This is a genomic window from Vibrio sp., from assembly GCF_038138445.1.
Lineage (GTDB): Bacteria > Pseudomonadota > Gammaproteobacteria > Enterobacterales > Vibrionaceae > Vibrio.
On the sequence record NZ_JAYQDQ010000008.1, the window covers coordinates 1 to 26,871 of the forward strand.

Annotated in this window: 29 protein-coding genes; 17 read left to right on the plus strand and 12 right to left on the minus strand. The window is 44.2% G+C overall.

What is annotated here, in order from left to right:
- The first annotated feature begins 256 nt into the window (after positions 1 to 256).
- Positions 257 to 808, plus strand: coding sequence for a gamma carbonic anhydrase family protein (locus AAFM34_RS04090; RefSeq protein WP_341660240.1), 552 nt, complete (start codon positions 257 to 259; stop codon positions 806 to 808).
- Here AAFM34_RS04090 and AAFM34_RS04095 read toward each other — a convergent pair.
- The 4 genes from AAFM34_RS04095 to AAFM34_RS04110 all read right to left on the minus strand — a co-directional run bounded on the left by AAFM34_RS04095 (position 798) and on the right by AAFM34_RS04110 (position 3,468).
- Complete coding sequence (locus tag AAFM34_RS04095) at positions 798 to 1,064, minus strand: DUF1488 domain-containing protein (RefSeq protein WP_341660242.1); 267 nt, start codon at positions 1,062 to 1,064, stop codon at positions 798 to 800. The two genes, AAFM34_RS04090 and AAFM34_RS04095, sit on opposite strands and share 11 nt — an antisense overlap.
- Positions 1,061 to 1,897 carry a shikimate dehydrogenase gene (aroE, locus tag AAFM34_RS04100; RefSeq protein WP_341660244.1) on the minus strand — a complete coding sequence of 279 codons (837 nt, stop codon included), beginning with the start codon at positions 1,895 to 1,897 and terminating at the stop codon, positions 1,061 to 1,063. The genes AAFM34_RS04095 and aroE overlap by 4 nt, the downstream gene beginning before the upstream one ends.
- Before the next feature lie 73 nt (positions 1,898 to 1,970).
- Positions 1,971 to 2,888: an oxygen-dependent coproporphyrinogen oxidase gene (hemF, locus tag AAFM34_RS04105; protein WP_341660246.1), complete on the minus strand. Its 918-nt coding sequence runs from the start codon at positions 2,886 to 2,888 to the stop codon at positions 1,971 to 1,973.
- A 22-nt stretch (positions 2,889 to 2,910) separates the two neighbouring features.
- Positions 2,911 to 3,468, minus strand: a complete 558-nt coding sequence (locus AAFM34_RS04110; protein WP_341660248.1) for an L-threonylcarbamoyladenylate synthase — start codon at positions 3,466 to 3,468, stop codon at positions 2,911 to 2,913.
- A gap of 196 nt (positions 3,469 to 3,664) precedes the next feature.
- On the opposite strand from AAFM34_RS04110, the gene purE reads away from it, so the two are divergent.
- On the plus strand, positions 3,665 to 4,150 hold the full coding sequence (gene purE / locus AAFM34_RS04115; protein WP_239173935.1) for a 5-(carboxyamino)imidazole ribonucleotide mutase: 486 nt from the start codon (positions 3,665 to 3,667) through the stop codon (positions 4,148 to 4,150).
- 3 nt (positions 4,151 to 4,153) lie between these two features.
- Positions 4,154 to 5,287 (plus strand): 5-(carboxyamino)imidazole ribonucleotide synthase, encoded by a 1,134-nt coding sequence (locus tag AAFM34_RS04120; RefSeq protein ID WP_341660253.1) that lies wholly within the window; start codon positions 4,154 to 4,156, stop codon positions 5,285 to 5,287.
- A 47-nt stretch (positions 5,288 to 5,334) separates the two neighbouring features.
- On the opposite strand, the gene AAFM34_RS04125 is transcribed toward AAFM34_RS04120, so the two are convergent.
- Genes AAFM34_RS04125 through dprA form a run of 3 tightly spaced genes read right to left on the minus strand, consistent with a single transcriptional unit; the run spans position 5,335 to position 7,483 of the window.
- Entirely contained in the window at positions 5,335 to 5,913 is a 579-nt protein-coding gene (locus tag AAFM34_RS04125) for a topoisomerase DNA-binding C4 zinc finger domain-containing protein (protein WP_341660255.1), read from the minus strand.
- A 5-nt stretch (positions 5,914 to 5,918) separates the two neighbouring features.
- On the minus strand, positions 5,919 to 6,398 hold the full coding sequence (locus tag AAFM34_RS04130) for a DUF494 family protein (RefSeq protein ID WP_114787755.1): 480 nt from the start codon (positions 6,396 to 6,398) through the stop codon (positions 5,919 to 5,921).
- On the minus strand, positions 6,395 to 7,483 hold the full coding sequence (gene dprA / locus AAFM34_RS04135) for a DNA-processing protein DprA (protein ID WP_341660258.1): 1,089 nt from the start codon (positions 7,481 to 7,483) through the stop codon (positions 6,395 to 6,397). Before dprA ends, AAFM34_RS04130 begins: the two co-directional genes overlap by 4 nt.
- 252 nt (positions 7,484 to 7,735) lie before the next feature.
- Here dprA and def point away from each other — a divergent pair, with 252 nt between their 5' ends.
- Genes def through AAFM34_RS04165 form a run of 6 tightly spaced genes read left to right on the plus strand, consistent with a single transcriptional unit; the run spans position 7,736 to position 14,013 of the window.
- The gene (gene def / locus AAFM34_RS04140; RefSeq protein ID WP_341660390.1) at positions 7,736 to 8,257 is read left to right on the plus strand and encodes a peptide deformylase; all 522 of its coding nucleotides are present in this window, start codon (positions 7,736 to 7,738) and stop codon (positions 8,255 to 8,257) included.
- Between the two features lie 22 nt (positions 8,258 to 8,279).
- On the plus strand, positions 8,280 to 9,227 hold the full coding sequence (fmt, locus tag AAFM34_RS04145; RefSeq protein WP_341660260.1) for a methionyl-tRNA formyltransferase: 948 nt from the start codon (positions 8,280 to 8,282) through the stop codon (positions 9,225 to 9,227).
- A 55-nt stretch (positions 9,228 to 9,282) separates the two neighbouring features.
- Positions 9,283 to 10,569, plus strand: coding sequence for a 16S rRNA (cytosine(967)-C(5))-methyltransferase RsmB (gene rsmB / locus AAFM34_RS04150; protein ID WP_341660262.1), 1,287 nt, complete (start codon positions 9,283 to 9,285; stop codon positions 10,567 to 10,569).
- A gap of 41 nt (positions 10,570 to 10,610) precedes the next feature.
- Entirely contained in the window at positions 10,611 to 11,987 is a 1,377-nt protein-coding gene (gene trkA, locus AAFM34_RS04155) for a Trk system potassium transporter TrkA (protein ID WP_341660264.1), read from the plus strand.
- A 10-nt stretch (positions 11,988 to 11,997) separates the two neighbouring features.
- Complete coding sequence (locus AAFM34_RS04160; RefSeq protein ID WP_341660265.1) at positions 11,998 to 13,443, plus strand: TrkH family potassium uptake protein; 1,446 nt, start codon at positions 11,998 to 12,000, stop codon at positions 13,441 to 13,443.
- A gap of 9 nt (positions 13,444 to 13,452) precedes the next feature.
- On the plus strand, positions 13,453 to 14,013 hold the full coding sequence (locus AAFM34_RS04165) for a DUF3157 family protein (protein WP_341660267.1): 561 nt from the start codon (positions 13,453 to 13,455) through the stop codon (positions 14,011 to 14,013).
- On the opposite strand, the gene AAFM34_RS04170 is transcribed toward AAFM34_RS04165, so the two are convergent.
- Together AAFM34_RS04170 and AAFM34_RS04175 are read right to left on the minus strand one after the other, a co-directional pair.
- Complete coding sequence (locus AAFM34_RS04170) at positions 14,010 to 14,663, minus strand: hemolysin III family protein (protein WP_341660269.1); 654 nt, start codon at positions 14,661 to 14,663, stop codon at positions 14,010 to 14,012. The genes AAFM34_RS04165 and AAFM34_RS04170 overlap by 4 nt on opposite strands.
- 81 nt (positions 14,664 to 14,744) lie before the next feature.
- Positions 14,745 to 15,542, minus strand: coding sequence for a sporulation protein (locus AAFM34_RS04175; RefSeq protein ID WP_341660271.1), 798 nt, complete (start codon positions 15,540 to 15,542; stop codon positions 14,745 to 14,747).
- A 309-nt stretch (positions 15,543 to 15,851) separates the two neighbouring features.
- Between AAFM34_RS04175 and AAFM34_RS04180 the strand changes: the two genes are divergently transcribed.
- The 3 genes from AAFM34_RS04180 to ccoG all read left to right on the plus strand — a co-directional run bounded on the left by AAFM34_RS04180 (position 15,852) and on the right by ccoG (position 18,069).
- Positions 15,852 to 16,016 (plus strand): hypothetical protein, encoded by a 165-nt coding sequence (locus AAFM34_RS04180; protein WP_172971794.1) that lies wholly within the window; start codon positions 15,852 to 15,854, stop codon positions 16,014 to 16,016.
- Positions 16,017 to 16,147: 131 nt separating this feature from the next.
- Positions 16,148 to 16,414 carry a YihD family protein gene (locus tag AAFM34_RS04185; protein ID WP_341660275.1) on the plus strand — a complete coding sequence of 89 codons (267 nt, stop codon included), beginning with the start codon at positions 16,148 to 16,150 and terminating at the stop codon, positions 16,412 to 16,414.
- A 236-nt stretch (positions 16,415 to 16,650) separates the two neighbouring features.
- Positions 16,651 to 18,069 (plus strand): cytochrome c oxidase accessory protein CcoG, encoded by a 1,419-nt coding sequence (gene ccoG, locus AAFM34_RS04190; RefSeq protein ID WP_341660277.1) that lies wholly within the window; start codon positions 16,651 to 16,653, stop codon positions 18,067 to 18,069.
- Between the two features lie 58 nt (positions 18,070 to 18,127).
- Here the strand turns inward: ccoG and AAFM34_RS04195 are convergent, their stop codons facing one another.
- Positions 18,128 to 18,514 carry a hypothetical protein gene (locus AAFM34_RS04195; RefSeq protein WP_341660279.1) on the minus strand — a complete coding sequence of 129 codons (387 nt, stop codon included), beginning with the start codon at positions 18,512 to 18,514 and terminating at the stop codon, positions 18,128 to 18,130.
- Between the two features lie 609 nt (positions 18,515 to 19,123).
- Between AAFM34_RS04195 and AAFM34_RS04200 the strand changes: the two genes are divergently transcribed.
- Both AAFM34_RS04200 and AAFM34_RS04205 read left to right on the plus strand, forming a co-directional pair.
- Entirely contained in the window at positions 19,124 to 20,110 is a 987-nt protein-coding gene (locus AAFM34_RS04200; protein ID WP_341660281.1) for a serine/threonine protein kinase, read from the plus strand.
- Positions 20,111 to 20,140: 30 nt separating this feature from the next.
- Positions 20,141 to 20,743 (plus strand): thiol:disulfide interchange protein DsbA/DsbL, encoded by a 603-nt coding sequence (locus AAFM34_RS04205; RefSeq protein ID WP_341660283.1) that lies wholly within the window; start codon positions 20,141 to 20,143, stop codon positions 20,741 to 20,743.
- 49 nt (positions 20,744 to 20,792) lie between these two features.
- Here AAFM34_RS04205 and AAFM34_RS04210 read toward each other — a convergent pair whose 3' ends face one another.
- Complete coding sequence (locus AAFM34_RS04210) at positions 20,793 to 21,689, minus strand: acyltransferase (RefSeq protein WP_341660285.1); 897 nt, start codon at positions 21,687 to 21,689, stop codon at positions 20,793 to 20,795.
- 208 nt (positions 21,690 to 21,897) lie between these two features.
- On the opposite strand from AAFM34_RS04210, the gene AAFM34_RS04215 reads away from it, so the two are divergent.
- Entirely contained in the window at positions 21,898 to 22,884 is a 987-nt protein-coding gene (locus tag AAFM34_RS04215; RefSeq protein WP_341660287.1) for a DUF2860 domain-containing protein, read from the plus strand.
- A 27-nt stretch (positions 22,885 to 22,911) separates the two neighbouring features.
- Here AAFM34_RS04215 and AAFM34_RS04220 read toward each other — a convergent pair whose 3' ends face one another.
- A complete protein-coding gene (locus AAFM34_RS04220; protein ID WP_341660289.1) occupies positions 22,912 to 24,435 on the minus strand; it encodes a YifB family Mg chelatase-like AAA ATPase in 1,524 nt (507 codons plus the stop codon).
- A gap of 491 nt (positions 24,436 to 24,926) precedes the next feature.
- Between AAFM34_RS04220 and ilvG the strand changes: the two genes are divergently transcribed.
- Positions 24,927 to 26,573 (plus strand): acetolactate synthase 2 catalytic subunit, encoded by a 1,647-nt coding sequence (gene ilvG / locus AAFM34_RS04225; protein ID WP_341660392.1) that lies wholly within the window; start codon positions 24,927 to 24,929, stop codon positions 26,571 to 26,573.
- A gap of 1 nt (position 26,574) precedes the next feature.
- Positions 26,575 to 26,859: an acetolactate synthase 2 small subunit gene (gene ilvM / locus AAFM34_RS04230; RefSeq protein WP_341660291.1), complete on the plus strand. Its 285-nt coding sequence runs from the start codon at positions 26,575 to 26,577 to the stop codon at positions 26,857 to 26,859.
- The last annotated feature ends 12 nt before the right edge of the window (positions 26,860 to 26,871 follow it).

The window sequence follows — 26,871 nt, forward strand, 5'->3', positions numbered from 1 at the left end:
AACTTTTTTAACTTAATTCTAAGTACTTTGCTTAACGCTTTTTTACCTTCTGAACCGAAGCTGTTAATCAAGTAAAACTTGACTGCGCTCCCGTGTCAGCGAGGGGGAATTATAGAGATCAACTTCACATTGGCAAGCTCTTTTTTTAGTTTTTTTGATTTTTTTTATCGTTTGAAGATTTTCTATTCAATAATCTTCGTTTTTGCTACTTTGGGCCATAGAAAAGCTTAAATTTGCTAGATAAAAAGGATAAAGAATGAACTCTCTCCGTAGCTATAAAAACATTCAACCCCAGCTAGGCCAAAGAGTATATATAGATAGCAGCTCTGTTATTGTTGGCGATATTCACATTGGTCAAGACTCAAGCATCTGGCCGCTTGTTGCTGCTAGAGGGGATGTTAACCATATCCACATAGGAGAGCGAACCAACATACAAGACGGCAGTGTCCTCCACGTCACACATAAAAACGAAAAAAATCCAGAAGGGTTCCCACTTATAATAGGTGATGACGTTACCATTGGGCATAAGGTTATGCTTCACGGCTGCACAATCAGAGACCGAGTCCTAGTTGGCATGGGCGCTATCGTTCTTGACGGCGCATTAATAGAAGCTGATGTAATGATAGGAGCAGGAAGCTTAGTCCCACCAGGTAAAAAGCTTGAAAGTGGATTTTTATATGTCGGAAGTCCAGTGAAACAAGCTCGTCCTTTAACAGAGGAAGAACGAGCTTTCCTACTTAAATCGGCGAGTAACTATGTGCAAAATAAAGAAGACTATCTTCATAAGGTAAAAGATATCAATTACTAATCTCAATCATGCCCTTTTCATCAAAGGCTTCATCTTCAATTAAAGCCTCAGCAAGCTCTTCAATCTCAAAGCGCCACTGAGAAAAAACCGTTAATATATGCTGCTCATTATTCAAAAGGCACCCAGACATCTCCTCTAGTGCCTTTTTACTGATATGGCATTGTATAAGGGCGCCAAAGCACTGTGCCGGAAATAACACAACTTGTTTAGCTTCATCCCACACCTGAGTATCAGAAAACAAGATCGACTGATTCATAGTTTATCCTCAAGATGGTTTTTAAGAGCATCAAGTACTGGCTTTATCTCCGGCCTAACACCTCGCCAAAGAAAGAAACTTTCCGCAGCTTGTCCGACAAGCATGCCCAAACCATCGTAAACTGAGACAGATCCACTATCTATTGCCCACTGGCAAAAAGAAGTATTACCTTTTCCATACATCATATCATAAGCAACGCTGGATGATGAAAAGATCGCGCTAGAGATATCAGGCACCTCACCAGTTAAACTGGCAGATGTTGAGTTAATAATCACATCATATGCTTCCAGCATGGTATCCATTGATTGGGCAACAACCTCACCGTAAGGCTGAAAAACTTCTGCTAACTCCTTGGCCTTACTGTGTGTGCGATTGGCAATCACTATCTTAGCTGGCCCCTGCTCAAGTAACGGCTTTACAACCCCGCGAGCCGCCCCACCAGCTCCAATAAGCAGAATACGAGCACCTTCAAGCTTTACACCATGTCGAAGTAAATCTTGAACAAGGCCCTCTCCATCAGTGTTATCACCTAAGATTTGCCCATCAGCAAGTCTTTTCAGTGTATTGACCGCACCAGCTAGTTGAGCACGCTCAGTAAGCTGGGTCGCCACTCTAAAAGCCTGTTCTTTAAATGGTACTGTGACGTTACATCCTTGACCGCCTTGGTCAAAGAAAGCCTGAACAGTTTCTTCAAACCTATCGATAGGCGCTTGCTCTGCTGTATAAGCGATAGGCTGGTTGGTTTGCTGCGCAAATAGCGTATGAATATAAGGCGATTTACTCTGACCAATCGGATTGCCAAAAACCGCATAACGCACTTTCTGCTCTGTCATGTCCTTACCCACTCAAGACAAAAAGGTCACTCGAATTTAATGACATTATCATCAACCTTACCGAGAAGAAAGCCTACCAATCTCTCGGTTTTAGGAAATGCTTATAAAGCTCCGCTTCATGGCTACCCTCTTCAACCTGATAACCGTATTCCCAGCGAGCCAATGGCGGCATAGACATTAAAATTGACTCGGTTCGCCCACCACTTTGTAATCCAAACAAAGTGCCGCGGTCAAAAACTAAATTAAACTCAACATAGCGACCGCGACGATATAACTGGAACTGGCGCTCTCTATCACCAAAGTCAGTGTCTTTACGTCGCTCAACTATGGGTAAATAGGCCTGAGTATACCCCTCACCAACCGCTTTTATATATGACAAGCATTTATCAAATTCCCAATGATTAAGATCATCGAAAAACAAGCCGCCAACTCCACGCGTTTCGTCACGATGAGGCAGGTAGAAGTATTTGTCACACCAAGCTTTATACTCGCGATAGACGTGCTCGCCAAACGGAGCACAAACTTGCTTAGCGGTATCATGCCAATGCTGCGCATCTTCTTCGAATGGATAAAACGGTGTTAAGTCAAAGCCGCCGCCAAACCACCAAATAGGGTCTTCACCATCTTTTTCAGCAATGAAAAAACGCACGTTGGCGTGCGAGGTAGGGACATAAGGATTATTAGGGTGCATCACTAACGACACACCCATAGCTTCGAAACGTCGACCCGCTAACTCAGGGCGATGAGCCGTTGCTGAAGCTGGCATCTCTTGGCCTTCTACATGTGAAAAATTCACTCCACCTTGCTCAAAGACTGCCCCATCAGTCATGACACGAGTGCGACCTCCGCCGCCTAGTTTCTCTCCGGGCTCTCGACTCCATGCATCTTCTTTAAACTTGGCGACTCCGTCTACCCGTTCCAACTGCTGACAAATTGAATCTTGTAGTTCAATTAAAAATTGCTTTACTGCTTGTTTGTTGATGGCTGGCATTTGTCTTACTTCCCTAACAGAATTAACCTTGTCTCAAAACCTTAGATGTTTTAGCGTCACGAATCTCACTCGGCTTATCTCTTCCACCAGTTTCACCAACCAAAATTGCCGACAATCGGTTTCCTAACTGCTGCTCCACTTCTTGCGATGTCATACAAGGAGGTTGACCACTCAAGTTAGCACTGGTCGAAGTTAACGGTTTTCCAAAAGCATTACACATCTTTTGGACCAAGGGGTGATCGGTAACACGCACCGCTATCGAGTCGAATTGGCCACTCACCAAGTTTGAAACTTTATCGCTACACGGCATAATCCAAGTTACTGGACCAGGCCAAGTGCTATGGACTTGATTAAGTTGCTGCTCAGAAAGCTGAGATTCATCTATGTATGGTAATAACTGCTCATAGCTAGCAGCAATTAAAATCAAGCCTTTCTCAGCAGGTCTTTGCTTTAACTCCAGCAGTTTTATAATGGCTTCCTGGCTATCGGGATCGCAACCAACACCAAACACTCCTTCTGTTGGGTAAGCAATGACCTCACCATTGTTAAGAGCCGATAATACTTGCTCAAAATTATCCACGGATTTTTCCTGTCTGATTTGCACTTGAAGAACCAAAGTTTACAAATATTCTTCTCCAATGCCTAAAGCTATTTGATGACAAATTACACTCATCGCAATCAAAAGCAGGCGCAAACGTTTGCTTGAGGTAAAAATCCTCGTATAATACGGGCAAATTTATCTGCTCATCTAAAAGAGTTGAATTAAGGAGTTGAAGATGAAAGTCGGTATCATCATGGGTTCTAAGTCTGATTGGCCAACCATGAAGCTGGCAGCAGAAATGCTGGATCAGTTTGGAGTGGAGTACGAAACAAAAGTAGTCTCGGCTCATCGCACCCCACAACTTCTTGCCGATTACGCCAATAGTGCTAAACAGCGCGGATTAAAAGTGATTATTGCTGGCGCAGGTGGCGCTGCCCATTTACCTGGTATGGCCGCAGCTTTCACTAGCCTTCCTGTGTTGGGGGTTCCGGTTCAATCGAGAGCGTTAAAAGGCATGGATTCCTTACTTTCCATCGTACAAATGCCAAAAGGCATTGCAGTTGGAACTCTCGCTATTGGCGAAGCAGGCGCAGCCAATGCAGGCATCCTAGCTGCGCAAATTATAGGTACTCATGATGAAGCTGTGATGGCAAAAGTTGAGGCTTTTAGAGATCAACAAACCGAAACAGTTCTCGCTAATCCTAATCCAGCTGAGGAGTAACCCATGCAAGTGTTAGTGCTTGGCGCAGGTCAATTGGCACGTATGATGTCTTTAGCTGGCGCCCCTCTGGGCATCAAGGTCATAGCCTATGACGTCGGTAGTGAAGAAATTGTTCACCCTCTGACACAAGAAAAAATAGGTAAAGGACTAGCGAATGCCATTGAGAAGGCCGATGTCATTAGCGCTGAATTTGAGCATATACCACATCCAATTTTAGATGAGTGCCAAAAAAGTGGGAAACTTCTGCCCTCATCTGAGGCAATAAAGTGCGGCGGTGACCGACGCCTCGAAAAAGCGCTACTGGATAAAGCCAAAGTTCGCAGTGCCAAGTATCATGTTATTCAAACCAAAGAGGATTTCACTCAAGCAATCGAGCAGATTGGCATCCCTATGGTGCTAAAAAGCGCCCTTGGTGGATATGACGGTAAGGGTCAATGGCGTCTAAAAAGCCATGAGCAGATAGAGTCAATTTGGCAAGAGATGAAAATCTGCATTGAATCGGTACATGATCAAGCGATTGTCGCTGAAGAGTTCGTGCCATTTAACCGCGAAGTATCCTTAGTTGGCGTTCGCGCAAAAGATGGGACAATCAAAGTTTATCCATTGGCTGAAAATATCCACACCGATGGTGTGTTGAGTATCTCAACCGCTATTGCTGATAATGAACTGCAGCAACAAGCGGAAACTATGTTCACTGCTGTTGCTAATCAACTTGACTACAGCGGAGTGCTGGCACTTGAGTTCTTTGATCTCGATAGTACTCTGCTTGTCAACGAAATCGCGCCTCGAGTGCATAATTCCGGCCATTGGACACAGCAAGGTGCCGAAACCTGCCAGTTTGAGAACCACCTTAGGGCAGTATGTGGAATGCCTCTTGGTAGCACCAAGCTTGTTCGCGAAACTTCCATGATCAATATCCTTGGAGAAGATCGCCTACCATCTGAGGTCTTTGAGTTATCGGGGTGCCATGTACACTGGTATGGTAAAGAGAAGCGAGCTGGGCGAAAAATGGGCCACATTAATGTGTGTGGTGATTACACAGGCGAGCTACAACGAAAACTTGCTACTTTGTCTAACCTATTGGACTCCTCCGCCTTTCCTGCTGTTCAGCAATGGCGCGATAAAGCGAGCAATTAACAAACCAAGTTATACGGCGCTATTCATAGCGCCGTTTTTTCTCCATTTTAAGCCTGTGTGTAACCACATTTTCGGTCTGCACATTGAAGCTTATTGCCGTTGGCAAGCGTCTTCTCAACTAATAAAGGAAAACCACATTGCTCACAGCAACCTTTCACGGGTGGCTGGTTAAGCGCAAAACGGCACTTAGGGAAATTATCACAAGCATAGAAGGTTTTACCGAAACGGTTTTTCCTCTCAACCAGTTGGCCTTTGTGACACTCGGGGCAGGCTATATCAGCACTTGGGGCTGACTTGGTTTCTTGGTCTAGCGATTCCAAATGGGAGCAGTTTGGATAATCACTGCAACCGATAAACATGCCATAACGACCATGACGTAGCACTAACTCTTGGCCGCACTCGGGGCAAGGTACCCCTAACTCTTTAACAACATGACCATCATTTTGATGCAGTGCTTGAACATAATCGCAACTAGGGTACAAACTGCAGCCAAGAAAAACGCCATGTTTACCATGACGAAGTTGAAGCTGCCCATTGCCTTGCTGAGAGCGACATTTAGGGCATGCTTTTTGTTCTAAAGCGTGCTCATGGGCAGAGAACAGCTGATTATCAATTTTACCACTCATACGCTCTAATGAAGAATACCCTGCTCTTTAGTGTATAGAAGCTCTTCCATTAAGGTATAAGCATTTTCATTCCCCGGCACATTAAACAGCACCATCAACACGATCCACTTTAAATCATCCAACTCAAACTCATCTGTCTCTAACCCCATAATACGGTCGATGACCATTTCACGAGTTTCAGTGGACAAAACGTTAACTTGCTCAAGGAATGTTAAAAAGCCACGAGATTCAATGTTCAGTCTCAAACATTCTTTCTCGGTATAAATACGTGTCGATGTTGACGTGCTACAAATTGAAATCGCCGCGTGCGTTTCGCTCTGTTGTAATGCTGCTAACTCTTCGAGCCAAACAAGGGCTTTATATATGTCTTTTTGATGAAAACCAGCACGAATTAATTCTTCTTCCAGCTCATCTTGATTGACCTGTAACTCTGCATCACTATGGATGTAAGTCTCAAACAGATACATAAGGATATCCATCATCATAGCTCGCCCCTCCCCTTTCGAATATAGCCACCAGAAACTGCAACAACGTGCCCTAAGAGCTCAAGCTCTAAAAGCTGCATCATGACATCTTGAACAGGTATATTGGTCCTGCTTGCAAGAATATCAACAGGTATAGCCTTACTACCTACGTTAGCTAACAGGTGAGGAAATGGCAATTCTTCTTTGCAATCAATTTGTTCAAATGCTTCCATCGTCTCTTTCGATGGGTGAAAATTAGACCAACGTATCAAACAATCTATTTCATCAATAATGTCTGATACCTGTTGAACCAAACACGCTCCCTGCTTTATCAACCAATTACAGCCACGGGCTTGGCTGTGATGGATCGAACCTGGGATAGCGAAGACTTCTCGGCCTTGTTCGCTTGCGTATCGAGCGGTGATAAGCGATCCACTTTTTTCAGCTGCTTCAACAACTAATACACCTAAAGACAAGCCACTAATGATACGATTACGCCGAGGGAAATTCTCTGCTTTTGGCTTTGCATTGGGGTGAAATTCAGACACCAAAGCTCCCTGAGATGCAATTTTTTGCGCAAGCTTTTGATGACGAGCGGGATAAATATTATTTAAGCCACAACCTAAAACCGCCACTGTGTCTCCCCCTACTTGCATAGCGCCATCATGAGCATAACCATCTACTCCTAATGCCATACCACTGGTGATAACCAGGTCTTGCCTAGCCAACTGCATAGCAAAATCTCTTGCAAGATTAAGACCGTCAATACTGGCGTTGCGGCTGCCGACAATGGCAATTTGTGGCTCTTGTAAGCTAATGAGGTCACCTTCAATAAAAAGCACTGGAGGCGCGGAGTCTATTTGTTTTAGTTGCTCAGGATAACCAAGATCATCAAGGGTTAGAATATGCCTGCTTATACCATTGGATTGCCATTCAAGACACTCATCGACGTCTTTGAGCGCTTGATGCTTGAGATATTGAATTTGCCGAGAGTTAAAACCCAACGCGCTTAACGCTTGGGAAGATGACGGGACTATATTGGAGGGTGAATCAATAGCAACAATTTTCTGAAAAGTCTTAGGACCAACTCTTGGGGTAAAGTACAAACTGAGCCAAGAGCTTAGCTCATCACTTTTATTAGGGGAATCACTCAGATGGCACCTCTATATTTCTAGCATGTTGCTCAGTATATAAATTGAACCAGAATAGCCAAGCAAACCTGATTAGTACTCAACTGGCTTTAATTCAGGCAAAACAGTTAAAAGCAATAACCATGCTGTCATTTAGGTGGTAAAATGTCTAGAATTGACCCAGTAAACTTTATCCTGATTCAGCTCAGTTCAAAATTTCGAGTGTATATGTCTGTATTACAAGTATTAACATTTCCAGATGATCGCCTACGCACGGTAGCAAAACCAGTAGAACAGGTGACACCTGAGATTCAAAAGCTCGTCGACGACATGATTGAAACCATGTACGACGAAGAAGGAATTGGCCTTGCTGCCACTCAAGTTGATGTTCACAAACGCGTCGTCGTAATTGACATATCAGAAACGCGCGATCAGCCTATGGTTCTTATCAACCCTGAAATCACTGAAAAACGTGGTGAAGATGGCATCGAAGAAGGCTGCTTATCTGTTCCTGGCGCGAGAGCCTTGGTGCCAAGAGCTGCGGAAGTGACAGTAAAAGCGCTTGACCGAGATGGCAAAGAATTCACATTTGAAGCAGATGAGCTACTCGCGATCTGCGTTCAACATGAACTTGACCACTTACAAGGTAAACTGTTTGTCGACTACCTATCGCCTTTGAAACGTAAGCGCATCCAAGAAAAACTGGCAAAAATAAAACGTTTTAACGAAAAAAACGCCAGTAAAGCCTAACAAATAAACAAAGGAACCCACTTTGAGCAAACCTTTAAAGATTGTTTTTGCTGGTACTCCTGACTTCGCCGCCCGTCATTTGGCGGCGTTGTTGTCTTCTGAGCATGAGGTTATCGCAGTATACACTCAACCTGATCGACCAGCGGGGCGCGGGAAGAAAATCACCGCTAGCCCAGTAAAAACCTTGGCGATTGAGCATAATATCCCTGTCTACCAGCCAGAAAACTTCAAGTCAGACCAAGACAAGCAAGATTTAGCCAGTCTAAAAGCAGAACTTATGGTCGTTGTCGCTTATGGCCTGCTACTGCCTCAAGCTGTTCTCGACATGCCAAAGCTTGGTTGTATCAATGTCCATGGTTCCATTTTGCCAAGGTGGCGCGGTGCCGCACCGATTCAGCGCTCAATTTGGGCGGGCGATGAGCAAACGGGCGTGACCATTATGCAAATGGATATTGGCTTGGACACAGGAGATATGCTGAAGATTGCTACTCTGCCTATCGAGCCGCAAGATACCAGCGCATCTATGTACAACAAACTCGCTGAACTTGGCCCCAAAGCTTTGATCGACTGTCTTGGCGAAATAGCCAATAAATCAGCAAGCGCAGAAAAGCAAGATGACGACCAAGCCAATTACGCCGAAAAGCTTAGCAAAGAAGAAGCTCGCATTGATTGGAGTGACGATGCTAAGCACATTGAACGCTGCGTAAGGGCTTTCAACCCTTGGCCAATCAGTCACTTTGTTGCTGGCGATAAAAACATTAAAGTCTGGCAGAGCAAAGTGGTGCAGCAAGACACTAACCAGGCCCCGGGAACTATAATCCAAGCAGATAAAACTGGTATTTATGTTTCTACTGGTAAAGATATTCTGGTTTTGGAGCAGCTCCAAGTTCCAGGCAAAAAGGCCATGCCAATTCAAGATATTCTGAATTCACGAGCCAATTGGTTTGAAGTCGGTACACAACTGACTTAATTTATACGTACTTTTTGAGGGTGGAGACACCCTCCTTACTATCAAGGTATTTTACATGAATGTTCGCGCTGCTGCGGCTAATGTCCTTTTCCAAGTCGTCGACAAGGGCCAGTCTCTTTCCACTGCACTTCCACTAGCTCAACAGCAAGTTAAACCTCGTGACCAAGCTCTACTTCAAGAAATATGTTACGGCGCCCTGCGCTATCTTCCTCGCCTTGAATCTATAGCTAATGAGCTCATGGATAAGCCACTCAAAGGCAAACAACGTGTTTTTCATCATCTGATTTTAGTTGGTATCTATCAGTTAAGCTTTATGCGTATTCCAGCTCATGCGGCAGTGGGGGAAACGGTTGAGGGCACCAAGACACTCAAAGGCCCTCGCCTGCGCGGTTTAATCAATGCCGTACTGCGTAACTATCAGCGCCAACAGGAAGAACTGGATGCCCACTCGGTCAGCCATAACGCTGGTAAATATGGCCACCCGAGCTGGCTGCTAACCCTACTTCAAGACGCGTACCCTGATAAATGGCAAGACATTGTTGAAGCTAATAATAGCAAGGCACCTATGTGGCTAAGGGTTAATCATAAGCACCATAGCAGTGAAGATTACCAACAGCTTCTTAAAGACAGTGACATCAATAGTATCGCCCATAGTGAAGCACGGGATGCCCTCAGATTAGAAACGCCTTGTGATGTTTCTCAGCTACCTGGTTTTGACCAAGGCTGGGTATCGGTACAAGACGCTGCAGCACAGCTTTCTCTAAACTACCTCACTCCAAAAGATGGCGAGCTGATCCTTGATTGCTGCGCAGCGCCGGGAGGCAAAACAGCGCACATCCTAGAAAGAACTGAAGGGGCTCAAGTTGTTGCTATTGATTGTGATGAAAACCGACTTAAGCGTGTCCATGACAACCTAAGTCGCCTAAAACTAAACGCTCAGGTTATTTACGGTGACGCGCGCCATCCACAGAATTGGTGGCAAGGAGAAAAATTCGATCGAATCTTACTTGACGCTCCGTGCTCTGCCACTGGTGTCATTCGTCGTCATCCAGATATAAAATGGCTAAGACGCCAAGAAGATATAACTGCACTCACCAAGTTACAAAGCGAAATCCTTGATGCTATGTGGCAAGAGTTAAAGCCAGGCGGTACGCTAGTTTACGCGACGTGCTCTATTACTCCCCAAGAAAATAGCGAACAAATAAAGACCTTCCTATCGCGCACCCAAGATGCACAATTAGAAGGCTCTACAACAGAAAAGCCTGGGCGACAAATACTTCCCGGAGAGGAAAGTATGGATGGATTTTACTATGCCATTCTTAAGAAAGTGCATAATGATTAGAGGCTAGCAGTCTTTTCAACTTTGGTTAAACAGGAAACACTATGAAAATCATCATTCTTGGTGCAGGACAAGTCGGCGGGACATTAGCTGAAAATTTGGTGGGCGAAAACAATGATATAACCATAGTTGATAAAGACAGTGACCGACTGCGCGAGCTTCAAGATAAGTATGATTTGCGGGTCGTCAATGGTTATGCGAGTCATCCCGATGTACTGCGCGAAGCTGGCGCTCAAGATGCCGACATGCTGGTTGCTGTAACTAATATGGATGAGACCAATATGGCAGCATGCCAGGTGGCCTTTACTTTGTTTAACACGCCCAACCGTATTGCCAGAATTCGCTCACCACAATACCTATACGAAAAAGAGGCGCTGTTTCAATCTGGTGCAGTGCCTGTCGATCACTTGATTGCCCCAGAAGAATTAGTGACAAGCTATATTGAACGCCTAATTCAATACCCAGGAGCGCTTCAAGTTGTCAGTTTCGCCGACCAAAAAGTAAGTTTAGTTGCAGTTAAAGCCTATTATGGCGGTCCCCTGGTTGGCAATGCTCTTTCTGCTCTTCGAGAACACATGCCGCACATCGATACCAGAGTCGCAGCCATCTTTCGTCAAGGTAGGCCTATCCGCCCACAAGGGACAACTATCATTGAAGCAGATGATGAGGTTTTCTTCGTCGCAGCAAGTAACCATATTCGTTCAGTGATGAGCGAATTACAGCGCCTTGAGAAACCATATCGACGAATAATGATTGTGGGCGGGGGTAATATTGGTGCGAGTCTCGCTAAGTGTCTTGAGCAATCATACAGTGTCAAACTTATAGAGCGCAGCTATATAAGAGCGGAAAAGCTATCTGAAGAGCTTGAGAATACCATAGTTTTCTGCGGCGATGCCGCCGATCAAGAACTGCTACTCGAAGAAAACATCGACCAGGTTGACGTATTCATCGCACTAACAAATGAGGATGAAACCAACATCATGTCTGCCATGCTGGCAAAACGAATGGGCGCTAAAAAGGTCATGGTTTTAATCCAGCGCGGTGCCTATGTGGATCTCGTCCAAGGTGGGGTTATCGATGTTGCCATATCCCCCCAGCAAGCCACCATTTCCGCTTTGCTGACCCATGTTCGCCGAGCAGATATTGTTAACGTATCGTCTCTTCGCCGAGGCGCAGCTGAAGCCATCGAAGCCATTGCGCATGGTGATGAAACAACCTCAAAAGTAGTAGGTCGGGCGATAGGTGACATCAAGCTTCCACCTGCAACCACAATTGGAGCCATTGTACGAGGGGAAGAAGTCTTGATAGCTCACGACCGCACTACTATAGAGCAAGATGATCATGTGGTGATGTTCTTAGTTGATAAGAAGTACGTTGCGGACGTAGAAGCCCTGTTCCAGCCGAGTCCATTCTTCCTCTAGGTTTGAACTTATGGTCAACTTTCGCCCTATTCTGTTTGTTATTGGCTTGGTACTCTCAAAGCTTGCCTTATTTATGTATGTCCCAACGCTGGTGGCTTTTTTTACTGGAACCGCTGGGTTTATCGAGTTTGGCCAAGCCGTTATCATCACCCACATAGCAGCGTTTGCATGTTTAACTATAGGGCGCACTAAAAGCTTCAAGCTCAGTGCTCGAGACATGTTTTTAATCACTAGTTTGGTGTGGACAGTAGCCAGCTCATTTGCGGCTCTACCTTTTGTGTTTATCAATCACATTAGCTTTACCGATGCCTACTTTGAGACCATGTCTGGTATCACAACGACCGGATCAACAGTACTGAGTGGACTCGATGACATGGCGCCGAGCATTTTACTGTGGCGATCCATATTGCAATGGTTGGGTGGTATCGGCTTCATTGTAATGGCGGTTGCGGTGTTGCCAATGCTCAACGTCGGGGGTATGAAGCTCTTTCATACCGAATCATCAGACTGGTCAGATAAAAGCAGTCCCAGAGCCAAAACCGTTGCTAAAAATATTATGCTGGTTTATCTGAGCCTGACAGGTCTGTGTATGATTGGCTACCTTCTTACAGGCATGAGCTTATTTGAAGCAATCAATCACTCATTTACAACCCTTTCTACCGGTGGTTATTCGACTTCTGATGGCTCAATGAACCATTTCTCCCATGGCTCACACTGGGTTGCGACTCTGTTTATGTTTCTTGGCGGCCTACCCTTTTTATTATTTGTGGCCGCACTTAGAAAGCGAACCGTCACTGAGCTGTTTAGTGATGCCCAAGTAAAGGGCTTCACCTATTTGTTCCTAAGTTCTAGTCTTATTATTTCCGGCTGGTTAGTCATTCGAGATGGCTACCACGTCATGGACGCCCTAAGAGTCTCTATGTTCAATATTGTTTCTGTATTGACTACAACAGGGTTTGGCTTGGAGGACTTTACCGCTTGGGGAGCTTTGCCTACCACTTTATTTGCCTTCTTGATGATGGCGGGAGCCTGTTCTGGCTCTACCTCTGGGGGCATTAAGATTTTCCGCTTTCAAATTGCAATCACTCTACTCAATAAACAAATGATGAAACTGATCCACCCTTCAGGTGTGTTTGTTCAGCGATATAACCATAGACCCGTTAACGACGATATTGTTCGCTCAGTCGTCGCATTTGTACTCATGTTTTTCGTCACCATTATTGTTATTGCTGGCTGCCTAAGCGCGCTAGGACTGGATCCTATTACCAGCATCTCTGGTTCCATTACCGCAGTCGCAAACGTAGGACCGGGCATGGGCTCTGTCATTGGTCCAACTGGTAATTTTGCCCCTCTTCCCGATATGGCAAAATGGTTACTCAGCTTTGGTATGCTAATGGGACGACTGGAAATACTCACTATATTGGTATTATTTTTCCCAGCATTTTGGAAGCGCTAAGGACAAAAGATGTATAAAGCTATAAGCTTACTGACTATACTCGCAGCCTCGACTGTAATGGCAGATCAAACAGTGACTTTAAATGATGGTCGCCAAGTCATTTTACATGACAATTTTACTTGGCAATATGTAGCCCAGACGTCACCTGACAAGGCTGAAAGCCTTACTTCAGATAAGTCACAACTTGCAGCCATTCCACTTATCGATAAAAAAACAGACAGCATGATTAAACTCGATAGTAATCACCCTATCATGCAACTGTCAGATTCTGGAGTGGACGTGCTGCTCGGAGCGCCAAGCTATGCTGGTGGTAAGCTCATTATTCCAACCTCTATCACCAATCAAAGCCTCAACTCAGTAATACTCATTGAAATTGAGATTGAAGTATCAGGGATAGATAAAAAAGTTCTCACGAAAAAAAGTATCCAAATATGGCAATCAATCAAACGAATGCCAGATACCTACCTGCGATCACAACAAGTAAAGAAAGGCAAGGATATAGAGCTGGAGGTGGTTAAACAAGACCAGTATCTAATTAGCGCAAATATCACCAGTCTTATCAATCGCTAAACAGGGTCAACATACAAGTAAATGGCGAAAAAATGACAAGCGCAACCTGCCAGAACGAATCCATGCCATATCGCATGGTTGAAGGGAATGCGCTTAGCAACATAGAAGATAACACCAAGTGAATATATTATCCCTCCTGCAGCCAAAAGGGTTAACCCGCCCACTTCTAGGTTAAGCGCAAGTTGATAAATCACCACCAAAGACAACCAGCCCATCATTAAATAGGTTACAAGTGATAGCTTTTTATAACGATAGACAAACGCCAGCTTCATAATAATGCCAATAAGAGCCAATACCCAGATAACTATCATTAAGCCAATCGCAAGAGGGGTTCGTAAGCTGACTAAGAGAAACGGCGTATAACTCCCGGCAATCAGTAAGTAAATTGCACAATGATCAAACGTTTTAAGCGCCCTTTTGGCTCTTTGATAGGGGATAGCATGGTAAAGCGTCGAAGCAAGAAATAGGACTATCATGCTCGCCCCATATATACTCATACTGGTAATAGTGAGAGTATCTGCATTATTATCGACAGCTTTTATTAAAAGTAAAATTAGGCCGACCACCCCTAACAAGATGCCAACGCCATGGGTTAGAGTGTTTGCCAGCTCTTCTGTTGTGCTGTACGCAGGGCTGTGCTGAGTGGTCATAATTAACCATATTGTGGAATAATTGCTCTAGAGTATGACACACTCAGCTTACACATGTAAGCTAAAAATATTAACTTTAGGTTAAGTATGTTTGTCTAGGTATTCGACAACCTGTTTACTCGCTTGTGTTATTGGGGTGTCAACAGGAATAGATAACTGACGTTTCAATTTGCCACTGCCAAGTAAACCAGCCAACATTCCCCGAGTGCCTTTACGATGACGATCAATTTCAAACCAGATTTCAAGATGTTGATCATTTCTATGCGCCACCACCTCTAACTCTCGCCATCGCCCATGGAACGGCCCTGTGGTCGGTACAAATTCAAACTCTTGTACGAAAGGCAAGTCAAAACCCTCGACAGCCTCACATTCAACCTGACGAATACGTAAACCACTCTCTTCCAATACCGTGAAGATACCGTCTAACAAAGGATCTGGGCGTACCGTTAATATATCTTTATCCGTCGGGTCTTTCGCCAAAGCGATATTCAATCCCGTTTCTAGCCATACTTTGGAATCGCCTATTGTCACTGGTGTGTTCCAAGGTATGTTAAGCTCAACATCAAAGTTGCGGGTTTCACCAGGCTCAAGCGTAAACGCATATGGCAAACTCCAACAAGCTAAGGCATGGTTGCTGGGTACTCGTCGCATTCGACTATTCGATCCTTTATCATTACCTTGATTAGAGGGCATTTCCTTGATGTAGCGACAATAGAGTTTTATTTCTATGTTATCTATTTCTTGCGCAGTCGCGCCCCCATAAACATCAACTCTTATGTTTACCTTTTCACCAGGGTAAAGCACTTCTTGTTGAAGTACAGAGTCTACTTTCGCGGATCCTATACCAAAGCTTGCAAGGGTTTTCTTAAAAAACGACATTCACTTCTCCTAGGAACAACACATCTAGATGCAACCTCATAGACTCATACTAATCTGGACGGGAGCTAGACTACTGCAACCTTTCTCACATAATTGCAGTGAGGTTGGATAAAGATAAACGATTAGATATCGACCAATTGATAAGATGGTGCTAGTCTAATCAGTGATATGTATGCTTCATATCACAGTCCCTGATTAGTTACTTGGATTGGCGTGAGCCAGAAGAGTTCCTTGCAACAGCATAGCGCAGCTCATAACTAATTAGGCCATAAATTTGGCAATGGATATGCCTGGCAGTTAGGTTAATCAATGCGACCAACAGTAGTCAGGTGCTCGCACACCAACCGTGCGATGCGTCGCCGCAGTGGCTTTGTAAAGACACCCGCGACACACAATCTCGCGCCCGGAATGACTTTAGTAGAAAAGACGGCATTATTGGCGTCATCTACAGCCAAAGTGACCAAGGCGGCATAGTTAAAAAGCGCAGCGATACTGCGCTTTTTCTTTTATTCCAATATAGTTCCAACTCAATTTAATCCTTGGCACTGGAGCATGCCATTTGATACATTTGACACCATATCATCACAGAAAGTATGGGAATTATCATGAGGTGTCATCGTATTGAAGAGTTGCTTGAGCTCCTAGAACCAGAGTGGAATAAAAACCAAGATCTCAATTTGCTAGCCTTTATTGTCCAACTAGCAAAAGAAGCGGGGTATCAAGGTCCACTAGAAAAGCTCACCGATGATGTATTGATCTACCATCTGAAAATGCGCAATAGCGCCAAAAATGAAATGATCCCTGGCTTAGCGAAAGACCATGAGCCTGATTTTAAGTCTGCACTACTTAAAGCTCGAGGCATCATAAAATAGTTGTTTTCTATTGAGTGTTTTTTTGGTTTTTATATCTAAATCATAAGGATGGGTAAACTGTTAGGTCTTTTTTTTATCAAACTGTACTGCTCTTTGTTGCTAAAGGTTGATTACCTTAAAGAAATAAAAATGACGCCACGTATATAATCATCGCTAAATAAGACAATACTTAACAAGGATTGTCGATAGAGCAAGGCCACAAAGAAGCCTTGCCTTTAGCCCAAGAAGGAAGCGTTATGAGTCAGGACAAGATTGAAGTAAAAGACGTGACTCCCAAAACCTTTAACCCCAAAACTCACAAAACCAAAGGGGACAGGTTTAATCCAAGTAATCGTATATATGTGCGAGAAAGTAAGGGACAATTTCAACGACTACGCCGCTATGGTGGTTGGTTTTTGTTGCTGCTCTTTGCACTTGTGCCATGGATTACATATGGAGAGCGGCAAGCTATACTGCTGGATATAGGTAACCAGCAGTTTAATTTCTTTGGCACCACGCTCTACCCACAAGATCTCACCTTACTGGCGCTGTTATTCGTTATCTCAGCTTTTGGGCTATTTTTTATCACCACATTTTTGGGTCGAGTATGGTGTGGATACCTCTGTCCTCAAACCGTTTGGACCTTTATGTACATTTGGTTTGAAGAAAAGTTTGAAGGAAGTGCCAATAAACGTCGCAAGCAAGATACCGGCAAACTCACTGGCGATCTCATCATGCGTAAAGCTGCCAAGCATTTTGCGTGGATAACTATCGCTCTCGCTACAGGGTTTACCTTTGTTGGTTACTTCGTGCCAATACGCGATCTAGTCATCAATTTCTTCACTTGGGATGAAGCGTTTTGGCCTGTGTTCTGGGTGTTATTCTTTGCTGGATGTACTTATGGTAATGCTGGCTGGATGCGATCCATCATGTGTATTCACATGTGCCCATATGCTCGTTTTCAATCAGCCATGTTCGACAAAGACACCTTTATCGTAGGCTATGACGTAAAACGTGGTGAGTCGCGCGGAGCAAGGTCACGTAAGGCTGATCCAAAAAAGTTAGGCTTAGGTGATTGTGTCGACTGTAATTTATGTGTTCAAGTCTGCCCTACTGGTATCGATATCCGCGATGGCTTGCAGTATGAGTGCATTAACTGCGGCGCCTGTATTGATGCTTGTGATCACACTATGGACAGAATGGGCTACGACAAAGGCTTAATCAGCTATACCACTGAGCACAGACTTTCTGGCAAGCACACTAAGATCATGCGCCCCAAATTACTGGGCTATGGTGCGATATTTGTGTTGATGATCGGATTGTTCTTCGCCCAAATAGCCGCCGTTGACCCTGCGGGCCTGAGTGTGCTTAGAGACAGAAACCAACTATTTAGAGTCAACGAACTCGGTGAAGTCGAAAATACGTACACACTAAAAATCATCAATAAAACACAACAAAAGCAAGAATATAAACTGGACGTAAAAGGGTTAACGGATGTGTCTTGGTATGGAAAGCAAACCGTCAACGTCTTACCTGGAGAAGTCTTTAGCTTACCTATGAGCCTTGGCGTGCAACCCGACAGTCTTAGCTCCCCTGTTGCAACCATAGAGTTTACTCTCTCAGACAATCATGACTTTACTATGTCAGTGGAAAGTAGGTTTATCAAAAAGCTCTAAGCTAGTTCCATTTCACGAGTAAGAAAAAGGCCACCCTTAGCCTTTTTCTTATTCGTGATTAACCACTTGCTGAAACTTTGGCTTCATTGGCACAAAAGGCCACTACCTGACCGTTATTATCGAAAAGCATGCCTTGTTCACTAACTCTATCAATCATGTCTTGATAAGTGACTTGCGCGGCTTGAGAGTCAGGCCAATCATGAGGCTTTTGAATAAAATTGGTGCCCGCCCAGTTTTCATGAAAATAAAGCAACTCTGAACGCTTCCAACAACTGGCTCCTCGTGCTCTGTATGCACTAAACCATACACCTTCATTTTTGCCATTGTTGTAATCAGCTCGGCGAGCAATATTCCACTCGGTATACATCCCTCGCTGCTGCATGACACTACTCCAATCTTGATCTGACTTGATATCGTAGCCCACCAGCAAGGTTTCAAAATGCAAAACCAAGCCCGAATTTTACTGTCATTTTCATTCAGCCGTTCGATACACAGACCTTCAGGATTTGTATTACACCAAGCAGCACTGATAGTGAGCGACGGGCCAAAAATAGTAAGGGAAAATATAACGCCAAATTTACTGTTCATTTTTCGCTATCCATATATACCCCTTGTAAGTTCTGCATCAGATACAAAGCTTACATAGAGAGAAAAGACTATTGGCCAACTCTAAACAATTCAGAGCCCTCCACAATAATTACTGATATCAATGTGAAAAGGAGTATCGCGTGTGAGATGTGCTCAATCAACGACCTGTGTAAAATACAACCAGATAGATGTCTATTTTTTAGCCATTTAGCACATGTTTTTATTGCTACAAATGATAGTTTTAATAACCCCAGCGATAAAATTTCATAACATTCGCAACCTATCAACTTCTAGGTAAAAGAAGCAAGACTAGTAATAAAGAAGCAATCACTTATACTCTGGCTGATTTATTCGTTAGGTATCCTAATGTCGCCCCTTGATGTATATTATTCCATATGAAGTCGTCGAGCTTTTATTACAAGCCATTACACCAGCTACAACACGTCAGCTGCGGATCCTTTGACCTATGACACAACAAGCTTTTAACTTCGATGCATTAACTCCAGACTTTATGTGGTACGCCATAGAAAGCATTGGAATTCGAGCAGAATCTGGTTTCTTACCACTCAATAGTTATGAAAATCGCGTCTATCAGTTCACCGATGAGCAGCGCCAACGCTATGTGGTTAAATTCTATCGTCCAGAACGTTGGACTTTATTGCAAATACAGGAAGAGCATGACTTTACACTAGAGTTAGTAGAGTCGGAGATCCCAGTGGCGCCTCCTGTAAAAATCCAAGACAAAACATTGCACCAATACCAAGGCTACCTCTTCGCCCTCTTTGCAAGTGTAGGAGGGAGACAATTTGAAGTGGATAACCTTGATCAACTTGAAGGGGTAGGACGGTTTTTAGGACGAATTCATAAAGTAGGCTCAAGAATCCCCTTTCAGCACAGACCCACCATTGGCTTGGATGAATACTTATATAAACCACGCCAACTACTTGAGCAGTCTCAGTTTATCCCCACTCATTTAGAAACGGCTTTTTTCAATGATTTAGACTTACTTATCCAGTCTATTAAACAGCATTGGAATGGGTCTGATGACATCATTCGCCTGCACGGCGACTGTCATCCTGGCAATATTCTCTGGCGTGACGGTCCGATGTTTGTCGATCTCGACGATTCGCGCAATGGACCTGCAATACAAGATTTATGGATGCTATTAAGCGGTGAACGCTCTGAAAAACTGGCACAACTTGATATTATCTTGGAGGCGTATCAAGAATTTAACGATTTCGACACTAACCAACTGAAACTAATTGAACCGTTACGTGGTCTACGCATGGTGCATTACATGGCATGGTTAGCCAAGCGATGGCAAGATCCTGCATTTCCAATCGCCTTTCCTTGGTTCAATGACGCAAAATACTGGGAAAGCCAAGTTCTGGCTTTTAAAGAACAAATCTCGGCACTCAGTGAGCCACCACTCTCACTCATGCCACAGTGGTAAGAAGCCCAAATAATCAACACGGAGTCAACAATGAAAAAGCTGTTTGCACTTGTCGCAACTGTCATGCTGAGCCTGTCTGCTCAAGCTGCCCAATACAAAGAAGGGGAACATTACAAAGTTCTCGACTTGGAAGCATCCAAAAAGCCAACGGTCACCGAGTACTTCTCCTTTTTCTGCCCCCACTGTAACACTTTTGAACCCATCATTCAGCAGCTCAAAGCTCAGCTTCCTAAAGACACCAAGTTTCAAAAAGTCCATGTGTCTTTTATGGGGGGCAGTATGGGAGCGCCTATGAGCAGAGCCTACGCAACCATGGTGGTGCTAAAAGCTGAAGACAAAATGATCCCTGTGATGTTTAATCGTATCCACAATATGCGCAAGTCACCTCAAAATGAGCAAGAGCTGCGCCAAATTTTTCTTGACCAAGGTATTGATGCCAAGAAATTTGATGCCGCATTCAAAGGTTTTGCGGTAGATTCCATGGCGCGCCGCTTTGATAAGCAATTTGAACAAAGTGGACTTACAGGGGTACCTGCTGTGATAGTCAACAATAAATATCTTGTTGAAGCTCAAGGCCTCAAGACCATAGATGAGTATTTCGAACTGGTTAATTTCCTAGTTACCAAAAAATAGTCGCTTATCCAGAGTAGCAAAAAAGGAACTTCATCTTCTTTTGCTACTCTCAATACCTGATTTTTTCACTCTGATGAATGTCTTTTAGCTGCTGATCTTTTTCTTGCCACACATCCCCAAGCCATTGTTGAAACTGACGCTTGTAGGGTTTGTCGTTAAAATAATCACCTTTTAGTGTTTCATCTACTGGCAATACTTGGCTACGCACCACGACTTTTTTCATGCGTCCAGTTAATAAATCTCGAAATGGACTTTGATTGTTGCTGGGGTAAGCCAAGGTCACATCAATAACATTATCAAACTGCTCCCCCATCGCGGCCAGAGTGTAGGCTATGCCACCACTTTTAGGTTGCAGTAGGTATTGATACCCAGCAGCGCTTTTTTGCTGTTTTTGTGTGGTAAAACGCGTTCCTTCAACATAATTAACGACTGTGGTTGGTGTGTGTTTAAACTTAGCGCAAGAACGCCGAGTCGTTGCAAGGTCTTGACCACGCTTTTCTGGATGACGCAGCAGGTACTCCCTTGAATAGCGACGCATAAAGGGCATATCTAAAGCCCAGCAAGCCATACCAATAAATGGCACATAGAGTAACTGCTGCTTAAGAAAAAACTTCGGCATGGGAATGCGGTCTTTAAATACACAGCACAACACCACAATATCTGTCCAACTTAAGTGATTACTTATGAGCAAATACCAACCGTCTTTGCGCAAATTATCATCAACCTCTATATCCCATTCGATAGAATTCGTAACAGATAGAATGCCTGCATTGATCGTTGCCCAAAGCCACATAACACCATTAGCCACTGCTGTCGATTTTGCTTTCAACTGAGCGGTTGGCAAGGTCATTTTTATCATAGCAATCATACATATTAGTACTGAACAAAACGCAGAGTTCAGTATGACTAAGGTGGAATTCAATACAAGAATTGGATATGCAAACATAAGACTAAATAATAATGAGATCTCGAGTAGAATTTAAAGGCTTCAGCTGTTGAAGATGAAAACAGCGTGTAATTATACAATCCCATGGTCATATTGAAATCGATATGACAGAGTTTTGTACTCTCTCTGACGCAGGTCAGACAAGTTCTGCGAGAATACCCCCAATTTTCACTTAACTCCGATAAATTAATGACAAGGAAATCACCGAATGAAAACTAGACTCTCGTTGTTAGCTCTTTCGCTTATGGCCTCTGGCGCACAAGCACAGCTAGCGGAGCACTCAGGACTTAGTGGAGAGTTTGCACTTAGTGCTGGCTTTGCCTCAACAACTTCTAATCTCAACACCAGCGGTGATAAAATAATTACTGACGTCAATCAAGATGCCTCAAAAGATAGTGGGGGACTGCTGCTACCACTAGGTTCAATCGCTTATACTTTTGGTTCAAGCTCAGACAAGCAGGTCTATGTAGGTACATCTCGTGAAGATATCGCTGTCGGTAATCTCATTCTTGAAGTTGGCTATAAACAGCAATTAGAGTCAGGAACTATCGTTGACGCCTCATTTTTACCAACTCTGATGCCTGGTGAAGCTTGGTCAGACCCTTATTTAACCAACCAAGAACGTCAAACCACAGATGAAAAAGGCAACGCATTTCGTCTTAAGTTCAATAAAATAATGGGCTCCAGATTTAGTTTAGATACAGCTTATGCCAATAGAGAGATAGAGAATGAACAATCTGGAACATCATACTCGGGATTAAGTCCTACCGATTTAAATAACTTACAACGTGACTCCAAATCTATCTATGTCAAGGGCGACTACAGACAACCATTAAGTAGAAGCTCTTTTATACAACCTTCTCTTACCTACATCAAAACAGACGCGGATGGCGATGCAAATTCTCTCACTTCTGTGGGTGGAGAGCTCACCTACCTTAGAATATTCGATAGACACCAGCTAGCACTGACTGCTGGCTACACCAACCGCTCGTTTGATGGCACCAACCCCATCTATGACAAGGTTCGTGAAGACGATGAGTTAAGCTTCTTTGCTGCTTATGAATACAAAAACTTTATGGGTTGGAAAAACTGGTCTTTGATTTCCCTTTCTGGCTATACAGAGTCTGACTCAAATATTGATTTCTTCGATATGAAGCAATATCTCGTCACTGTAGGTATGAACTACAAGTTCTAAATCAAATGGCCCACAAACTGTGGGCCATTATACTGCTTGATTAGTCAGTTGCTTAAGTAAACGATCCATAGCTCTATAACCTAAGGCTTCAGCTATGTGATGGCGCGCAATACGTTCTTGACCATCAAGGTCTGCAATGGTTCGAGCCACTTTGATGATCCTGTGATACGCGCGTATCGACAAACCAAGCTGATGCAAAGCCGCTTCTAAAAATTGAGCATCTTGTTTTTCAAGCGGGCAGTACCGCTCCATTTCTCGACTGCCAAGCAAAGCATTAACCTTACCCGCTCGCTCCAGCATGTAATACCTTGCCTGCTCTACTCTGGTTTTAACAACCTTAGTTGGCTCTCCTCGCTCCCCTCCCTCAGACAAAGTACCTTTGGGCAGTGCCGGTATTTCAATAGACATGTCAAAGCGATCTAGCAAAGGACCAGAAAGTCGACTCAGATAACGCAAAACAATTTGCGGATTGGCTCTCGAATGATGATCGTCATAGTAGCCTGTTGGGCTTGGATTTAAGGCGCCAACCAACTGAAAACGCGCTGGAAAGCGAGTTTTTCCCTGCGCTCTTGAAATGATAATTTCTCCAGATTCGAGCGGCTCTCGCAAAGAATCCAGCACTTTCCTTTCAAATTCAGGCATTTCATCTAGAAACAATAAACCATTATGCGCTAACGAAATCTCTCCGGGCCTTGGAATAGTCCCACCACCGACTAAAGCAGCCATAGAACTTGAATGGTGCGGAGCACGAAAGGGGCGCTTTTTCCAGTTAAGCGCATTGATGTCTTGCTGGGTCAAAGAAGCCACAGAAGCCGTCTCCATTGCTTCTTCTTCAGTCATATCTGGCAATAAATCACACAAACGCGACGCCAACATAGTTTTTCCTGTTCCCGGGGGGCCAAGAAAAAGTAAGTTGTGGTTACCCGCAGCCGCAATCTCTAGAGCTCGCTTTCCTTGCTGCTGACCTATGATATCTTGCAGATCGCGCTTTTGTTCAACAATCTGGATTTGGTTCATGCTTTGATGTAAATCTAGCGACTGCTGGCCACAAATATCAGCACAAACTTCAAGTAAACTATCTGCTGATTGGTGTGTATCATGCCCAACCAACGCAGCTTGATCGCCGTTGAAATGAGGCACAACCAAGCGTCTTCTCACCTTATTGGCAGCTAAAGCTGCAGGCAAAACCCCTTTTACTCTGCGCAGCTTACCCGACAGTGCCAACTCACCAACAAACTCGCGACTTGATAAACCCTCCACAGGGATTTGTTCGGAGGCAGCCAGAATGCCAAGAGCTATAGGTAAATCAAATCGCCCGCCCTCTTTGGGTAAATCTGCTGGAGCTAAGTTCACTGTGATTCGTTTCGCTGGAAACTCAAATCGTGAGTTGATAATCGCACTTCTTACCCTATCTCGTGATTCTTTGACTGTTGTTTCTGGCAACCCGACCAAAGTAAAACCTGGCATACCATTACTAATGTGCACCTCAACTGCCACCAAAGGGGCTTCAACGCCGACCGATGCCCGGCTATAGATGATCGCAAGTCCCATAACTTTCTTACTCCCAGATAATCGACTTATCTATCTGATAATTGGTTTAATTTGACGACAAGCTTGTTATATAACCTGCAGAGATAATGAAAGAATGTGAAAAAAGAATGATATTTTGCTTGTCATGTAACAGAATTCTGTGTTACCACTAAGGACGCAAACATTTAGTATCAAATTACATAAATAAAGCATTACAAGAAAACATGAATAACAACGCTCACATCAACCTGCTGATTAACCTGATTATCGTGGTAATTATTGATTCCGCGCGGGGGCTGGTGGGCGAAAAATAAACACCAAATTTGAAAAAACCCCCGCACTGAAAAGTTCGGGGGTTTTTTTCAACTTAAACGCTGCTAACAGCAAAATAATAATCACAAATTTAAATGAGTCGGAAAACTTAGCTCGGCCAATAACGGGCAGGAAGAATGGGGAGCGCACATGAGGTGCAACACAACAAAAAGAATACCAAGCAAGATAGGGGGCACTCAATGACAGGTGCTGAATTAGTCGTTGCAGCCCTTAAGCAACAAGGCATTAAAACGGTATTTGGCTATCCAGGTGGTGCCATAATGCCAATCTATGATGCGCTCTATGATGGTGGCGTTGAACATATACTCTGTCGCCATGAGCAGGGAGCTGCAATGGCAGCCATTGGTATGGCTCGAGCCACGCAAGATGTTGCCGTCTGTATGGCCACTTCAGGGCCCGGCGCCACTAACCTAGTGACTGGTCTTGCAGACGCCTTCATGGATTCAATCCCTATGGTGGCCATCACTGGTCAAGTCGCAAGTTCTCACATAGGTACAGACGCATTCCAAGAAATGGATGTGATAGGTATGTCGCTTTCTTGCACCAAACATAGCTATCTAGTTACGGATATTGATGAATTAGCACCAACCCTTGCCGAAGCATTTGAAGTTGCCAAAGCGGGCAGACCAGGCCCCGTTATCGTTGATATTGCTAAAGATGTCCAACTTGCTCAAGCGCCAGTTGATGTATTACCACCTTTCACTCCACCCACTTCCCCACAACCTGATGAGCAAGCGCTGTTTGCAGCACAAAACCTGCTATCGCAGAGTTCGCGCCCTGTTCTTTATGTCGGTGGCGGCGTGCAACTTGGCAAGGCAACCGAGACGGTACGCGAGTTCTTACGCTTAAATCCTATGCCTTCGGTAAGCACCTTAAAAGGCCTAGGTACTATAGAGCGCCATGATCCTCATTATTTAGGTATGCTAGGGATGCACGGTACTAAAGCAGCAAACTTAGTCGTTCAAGAATGTGACTTATTGATTGCTGTCGGCGCTCGCTTTGATGACCGAGTGACTGGCAAACTTGAAACCTTTGCTCCTCACGCTCGGGTTATCCACATTGATATTGATGCGGCAGAGATCAACAAGCTGCGCCATGCGCACGCTCCTTTGCGCGGTACTATCAATACCATACTGCCCAAATTGGAACTAACCCAAGATATTACCCCTTGGGTCAAGCACAGTGAAAGTCTTCGTAGCGGTTTTAAATGGCGCTATGATCACCCTGGTGACCTTATTTTTGCACCTAGGCTATTAAAACAGCTATCCGATATGATGCCAGATAGTTCAATGGTATCGACAGATGTAGGCCAACATCAAATGTGGGCAGCTCAACACATTCAGCCTCGCGACCCGCAAAACTTTATCACTTCTGCTGGACTTGGCACTATGGGGTTTGGACTTCCGGCAGCAATGGGTGCCGCTGTCGCCAGACCTGATGATCAGTCTATCCTTATTACAGGTGACGGCTCTTTCATGATGAACATCCAAGAGCTGGGCACACTTAAACGACGTCAGATCCCAGTAAAAATTGTTTTATTGAATAATCAACGCCTTGGGATGGTGCGTCAATGGCAATCACTCTTCTTTGACGGTCGCCACAGTGAAACGATACTGGATGACAACCCAGATTTCATAACCCTAGCAAAAGCATTCGATATTCCAGGAAAAACCATCACCACCAAGCAAGAGGTGGAACCTGCACTCAAAGAAATGCTGGCAAGTGAAACATCGTATTTACTTCACGTCATGATTGATGAAGAAGAAAATGTATGGCCACTCGTACCACCAGGTGCGTCAAACAATGATATGCTGGAGAACACGTAAAATGGAAAGATATTTAATCGACATCAAAGCAGACGATAAACCCGTTTTACTAGAGCGCGTCCTCAGAGTGGTTCGCCATCGCGGCTTCATTGTTAGGCAGGTTGCTGGGACACAAAACCATGAAAGCAAGATTGCCAGTGTTGAAATCATTGTCGATAGCTATAGACCTATCTCTTTTCTGACCAATCAGATTGAAAAACTCTGGGATGTGCGTACTGTTGAGGTGACTCAAATTGCGAGTGATCAACTCCCTAACAACAATCTTCAGCAAAAAGTTTGCGCATAAAGGAAGGCAACA

Coding starts and splice junctions, on each gene's coding strand:
- AAFM34_RS04090 (WP_341660240.1), top strand. CDS start 257: ATGAACTCTCTCCGTAGCTATAAAAACATTCAACCCCAGCTAGGCCAA.
- AAFM34_RS04095 (WP_341660242.1), bottom strand. CDS start 1,064: ATGAATCAGTCGATCTTGTTTTCTGATACTCAGGTGTGGGATGAAGCT.
- aroE (WP_341660244.1), bottom strand. CDS start 1,897: ATGACAGAGCAGAAAGTGCGTTATGCGGTTTTTGGCAATCCGATTGGT.
- hemF (WP_341660246.1), bottom strand. CDS start 2,888: ATGCCAGCCATCAACAAACAAGCAGTAAAGCAATTTTTAATTGAACTA.
- purE (WP_239173935.1), top strand. CDS start 3,665: ATGAAAGTCGGTATCATCATGGGTTCTAAGTCTGATTGGCCAACCATG.
- AAFM34_RS04120 (WP_341660253.1), top strand. CDS start 4,154: ATGCAAGTGTTAGTGCTTGGCGCAGGTCAATTGGCACGTATGATGTCT.
- AAFM34_RS04125 (WP_341660255.1), bottom strand. CDS start 5,913: ATGAGTGGTAAAATTGATAATCAGCTGTTCTCTGCCCATGAGCACGCT.
- AAFM34_RS04130 (WP_114787755.1), bottom strand. CDS start 6,398: ATGATGATGGATATCCTTATGTATCTGTTTGAGACTTACATCCATAGT.
- def (WP_341660390.1), top strand. CDS start 7,736: ATGTCTGTATTACAAGTATTAACATTTCCAGATGATCGCCTACGCACG.
- rsmB (WP_341660262.1), top strand. CDS start 9,283: ATGAATGTTCGCGCTGCTGCGGCTAATGTCCTTTTCCAAGTCGTCGAC.
- trkA (WP_341660264.1), top strand. CDS start 10,611: ATGAAAATCATCATTCTTGGTGCAGGACAAGTCGGCGGGACATTAGCT.
- AAFM34_RS04160 (WP_341660265.1), top strand. CDS start 11,998: ATGGTCAACTTTCGCCCTATTCTGTTTGTTATTGGCTTGGTACTCTCA.
- AAFM34_RS04165 (WP_341660267.1), top strand. CDS start 13,453: ATGTATAAAGCTATAAGCTTACTGACTATACTCGCAGCCTCGACTGTA.
- AAFM34_RS04170 (WP_341660269.1), bottom strand. CDS start 14,663: ATGACCACTCAGCACAGCCCTGCGTACAGCACAACAGAAGAGCTGGCA.
- AAFM34_RS04175 (WP_341660271.1), bottom strand. CDS start 15,542: ATGTCGTTTTTTAAGAAAACCCTTGCAAGCTTTGGTATAGGATCCGCG.
- AAFM34_RS04180 (WP_172971794.1), top strand. CDS start 15,852: ATGCGACCAACAGTAGTCAGGTGCTCGCACACCAACCGTGCGATGCGT.
- AAFM34_RS04185 (WP_341660275.1), top strand. CDS start 16,148: ATGAGGTGTCATCGTATTGAAGAGTTGCTTGAGCTCCTAGAACCAGAG.
- ccoG (WP_341660277.1), top strand. CDS start 16,651: ATGAGTCAGGACAAGATTGAAGTAAAAGACGTGACTCCCAAAACCTTT.
- AAFM34_RS04200 (WP_341660281.1), top strand. CDS start 19,124: ATGACACAACAAGCTTTTAACTTCGATGCATTAACTCCAGACTTTATG.
- AAFM34_RS04205 (WP_341660283.1), top strand. CDS start 20,141: ATGAAAAAGCTGTTTGCACTTGTCGCAACTGTCATGCTGAGCCTGTCT.
- AAFM34_RS04210 (WP_341660285.1), bottom strand. CDS start 21,689: ATGTTTGCATATCCAATTCTTGTATTGAATTCCACCTTAGTCATACTG.
- AAFM34_RS04215 (WP_341660287.1), top strand. CDS start 21,898: ATGAAAACTAGACTCTCGTTGTTAGCTCTTTCGCTTATGGCCTCTGGC.
- AAFM34_RS04220 (WP_341660289.1), bottom strand. CDS start 24,435: ATGGGACTTGCGATCATCTATAGCCGGGCATCGGTCGGCGTTGAAGCC.
- ilvG (WP_341660392.1), top strand. CDS start 24,927: ATGACAGGTGCTGAATTAGTCGTTGCAGCCCTTAAGCAACAAGGCATT.
- ilvM (WP_341660291.1), top strand. CDS start 26,575: ATGGAAAGATATTTAATCGACATCAAAGCAGACGATAAACCCGTTTTA.